Origin of the sequence: Eubacterium ramulus (assembly GCF_003122485.1) — a bacterium.
Lineage (GTDB): Bacteria > Bacillota > Clostridia > Lachnospirales > Lachnospiraceae > Eubacterium_I > Eubacterium_I ramulus_A.
In genome coordinates, this window is record NZ_JRFU01000223.1 from 1 (window position 1) to 3,548 (window position 3,548).

At 43.5% G+C, this 3,548-nt stretch carries 4 protein-coding genes; all 4 read right to left on the reverse strand.

The genetic code is table 11. The features are described 5' to 3' along the window. Positions 1 to 162: 162 nt before the first annotated feature. The 4 genes from bsh to LG34_RS16865 are packed head-to-tail and all read right to left on the reverse strand — an operon-like array spanning position 163 to position 3,465. On the reverse strand, positions 163 to 1,140 hold the full coding sequence (gene bsh / locus LG34_RS15870) for a choloylglycine hydrolase (protein WP_109216941.1): 978 nt from the start codon (positions 1,138 to 1,140) through the stop codon (positions 163 to 165). Positions 1,141 to 1,179: 39 nt separating this feature from the next. Continuing rightward, positions 1,180 to 2,058, reverse strand: a complete 879-nt coding sequence (locus LG34_RS15875) for an alpha/beta fold hydrolase (protein ID WP_181369403.1) — start codon at positions 2,056 to 2,058, stop codon at positions 1,180 to 1,182. A gap of 22 nt (positions 2,059 to 2,080) precedes the next feature. After that, a complete protein-coding gene (locus LG34_RS15880; RefSeq protein ID WP_109216943.1) occupies positions 2,081 to 3,322 on the reverse strand; it encodes an acyl-CoA reductase in 1,242 nt (413 codons plus the stop codon). Then, on the reverse strand, positions 3,322 to 3,465 hold the full coding sequence (locus LG34_RS16865) for a hypothetical protein (protein WP_158582284.1): 144 nt from the start codon (positions 3,463 to 3,465) through the stop codon (positions 3,322 to 3,324). The genes LG34_RS15880 and LG34_RS16865 overlap by 1 nt, the downstream gene beginning before the upstream one ends. Positions 3,466 to 3,548: the final 83 nt, after the last annotated feature.

Consider the following 3,548-nt stretch of genomic DNA (forward strand, 5'->3'; position numbering starts at 1 on the left):
GTTACTACTCACCACTTGCAGAAGTGGGAGTCTCATCTCAGACTGAGATAAATTTTTACATTTGTTGGCAAAATTCTTATATTCACATTTTCTGGTTTTTCCTATTATTTAATCCAGAATGACTATTACATTTCTAATAACAGATTTTGAAACAATACCTTATTACTTGTTCTGCCAACAGATCTGCTCTCCCGTAATCGGAGTATAGCGAATCAGCTCCGTGGCATCCAAATTTTCCGCATGCATATCCACCGCCGAAATCTGGTGGTTTTCGTAAGTTGTATAATAGTAAATTCCTTTGTTCAGATTGCAACAGGAAGTATACAATGTAATCTCATATTTTCCTTCTGCAACTTCACAACATCCACGCTGCTGATCTACGGAATTTAAAATATGGAAAAACTGGCTGACGCTCTCATTTTCTGAATTCCCGGAAATCGAATGCAGTTTTGTAAATGCCACCCGCACAAAACGGGACGTGGATGATAAATCTCCCGGAAGCCCCAATGCACCCATGCCGCGGCTGTATGCCTGCAACTCCAGTTTATCTGAAAAATGATTTTCCGGTTGTCGCGGTGACAAATGCATATATTGATTCAGCTGAAACATCTGCTGCTGAAATGGCGGATTGTTAGTCAGTACTCCCGCCGGATTATCATATACGTGCAGACCATCTGCCATGCATTCCACGGTAATTGCTGCGTTCGCATCCGCAATAATCCAGTGCAGCTGCGCCGTCGGTAAACTTTCATGGAATGGCGTTCCAACCAGATTCATATGGCTTAAGCATTCTTTTGCTTCCTGCACGGTTGCACACTGACGCAAGATCCATGGGATAAATTCGTACTGTGCCACATTTTCTTTTTCCTCTGACAAATCCTGATATACGGCATTTCCGACAAAATTCAAACCTGCCATGCCAAGCCCTTTTTCATTGATGGCATCATAATATAACGGATAATCACCGACTACATGCGCCATGCCAAGAATTGCATAATTTTTGTCAATTTTTCCTGCATGACGAAACAGTGTTGGATAATTGCGTGGCGTGATGGTCAGTTCATCTCCGTAAGAAAATTCGTAATCTAAAGTTCTGCCAAAATAGGTATCTTTTGTTTTATAAGTTGCTGCTGTACACATGTTGTTTTCCTCCATTTATATCCCATATTATAGACAAAATCATTCGAAAAATTCTTCTACGATACACTGCGCAAACATTTCCGGTTCATCAGAAGCAAAATTGTGATATCCCGGCACGATCTTGTGTTTCCATCCTTTGGTTTCTGCAGCCTGATAAGCAGATCGATGAAACATTCCGGTTTTATCATCTGAACCGCAGGCTACCGTCACCGGAACCGATATATTAAAATCCTCCAGTTTTAAATTCGAAAAACTATCCATTTCTTTCTCCAGAAACAGCTCCAGATTTTTCAGATTTCGGCTCTGCTGCTCCATGGACTGTCCTTCTTTGTCCCGGTTCATGCCGCCCATGGCATTCACAAAATGCATCATGCAGGTGATAATTCTGTGCTTCTCTGCACTTTTATGAAGTTTCTCCCAAAAAGCATCCTGTTCTGCTGCCAGTTCACCGCTTCCCCGCATCAGTGGTTCATGCAAAAATACCTGACGTACTAACTCCGGATATTTTGTTGCCAATGCTGCCGTCACCGCGCCACCCGCACTGCAACCAGCTACAAAAAACCCTGTATTCTGACCATCTTTCACTTTGCTCTGTTCCTCAGCTCCATTCATCTGCGGCTCTGACTCTTCCAAGCATATTTCTTCCTCATGTTTCCGTTTCAGTTCTGCCCCAATGATCTCTGCCGCATCATCTGCATGCGCCCAGACCGAAAAATCTGTTTCACCCTCTGCCGGAATGCTTCGGCTATATCCCCGCCGGTCATAACTGATCACTGTAAATTTTTTAGATAAGATTGCCGATGCCTCACGAAAAAATTCGCTGTCACAGGCAACACCATGTATCAGAAGCAGCAAAGGTCCGCTGCCTTCCCTTCTGCAGAATAATGTTCCATGTGCTGTTTTTACCTGATATTCCATCGGTAATGCCTCCATTTTCTTTCTAACTTCTCAACTGAGATAGAATCAGTCTACTCATTTGTGCGATCAGATCCATCCCATCCCAGATCAGGGAAAAATCCAATGCATGTCCGATCTGTACCACCCGATCTACACCGGAAACACCCGCACAGATCAGCTTTTCTGCAACTTCTGTACACTCTGTTTCGTTTACACAGGTTAACGTCTGACATTTTCTTGTCAAAGCCGGATATAATCCATCCAGATTTTCTCCGCTGCACTCGAAAAAGAATCCGCCCGGAACTGTCAGCTCCCATACATTCGCGGAAAGCTCCGGCAGTTTAACCAATACGACTTCATTACCAAATTTCTGAATCTTTACATTTTCTTTTGTCGCTGCAAGGTACATTGCCTGTTCCCACTTCTGTACAGCAAGATGTGCTCCCAGTTCATAGCGGCTCTGAATGTAAGGTGCCGCTACTTTCCAAAATTTTTCATGGGCAAGTGCCGTTTGCTCCGAAGAACCTAGCCAGTAAAGCAATGACGGAGAGGAGCATGCATTCTGATCATTCAAATAAGTATCATTATAGAACCCGCGCACGATGTCCGTCAAATCTTCTTTTTCTAAAATTGCATCTGCCCGCAATACCGCTGCGGAACGGCGATCTGCAAAAGCAAGTTCTGTTTTGCCCGGCTCCAATACAGACTTTTGAATTTCCTGAATACTATGGTCACCGCCCCAGATCACGCGCACCTGACAAAGCCGGGAAAGCGCATCCGTAACTTCTTTTACATGACCATAACGAAGGATCACAATTCGTTTCTTCCATTCCGGCTGTGTTTCCATCACCTGTCTGAGTGCCGATAAAATCATCTGTTCCTGCACCGTTTCTTTCTCCGGCAGACGCAAAACCACCGGATCTCCTGCCAGCAAAGATGCTGCCATGCTAAAGGCAAACAGTACCGGAATATTGGACGGAACAATGTGAAATGCCACACCTCTGCCGATCACTTTTTTTCCGTTCCATTGACGGGCATACTGCTCACGGATATGACTTAAATTTCCTTTTCTGCACCAGAAAGAAAATGCTGCCAGATCTGCTACCTGTACACTACGGTTTTCTTTTCGAAGTGCCTGATATAAAGCATCCAGAAAATCGATGGTTTCTTCTGAAAAAGGAATATATGTTTTCTGTTCTGCAAGTTGTTCCAGAATTGCAGTATCACCCAGTAAAAACTGAAGGTCTTTTTGCCAGTTATTATCTCTATCTTCCATCACGTTCATTACTTCTCCTGATTTATATAAATGCTGTGCTGCTTCAACTTCTTATGCACCACTTCGTTTGCAACATTCAATCTTATCTTCGGATTCCAGTTCTCACTATTTGGCAAAACCGCTTCCGATTCCTCGCATACATTATCTAACATAATCCTGCTAACATGTTTATCTCAGTCGAGAATACTCCCACTTCTGCAAGTGGTGAGTAATAACAAGTCTTTCTCAGTGGGAG

What these genes read in the sequence shown, in the direction of transcription:
- LG34_RS15875 (WP_181369403.1), bottom strand. Translation starts at nt 2,058, where the DNA reads ATGGAATATCAGGTAAAAACAGCACATGGAACATTATTCTGCAGAAGG.
- bsh (WP_109216941.1), bottom strand. Translation starts at nt 1,140, where the DNA reads ATGTGTACAGCAGCAACTTATAAAACAAAAGATACCTATTTTGGCAGA.
- LG34_RS15880 (WP_109216943.1), bottom strand. Translation starts at nt 3,322, where the DNA reads ATGAACGTGATGGAAGATAGAGATAATAACTGGCAAAAAGACCTTCAG.
- LG34_RS16865 (WP_158582284.1), bottom strand. Translation starts at nt 3,465, where the DNA reads ATGTTAGATAATGTATGCGAGGAATCGGAAGCGGTTTTGCCAAATAGT.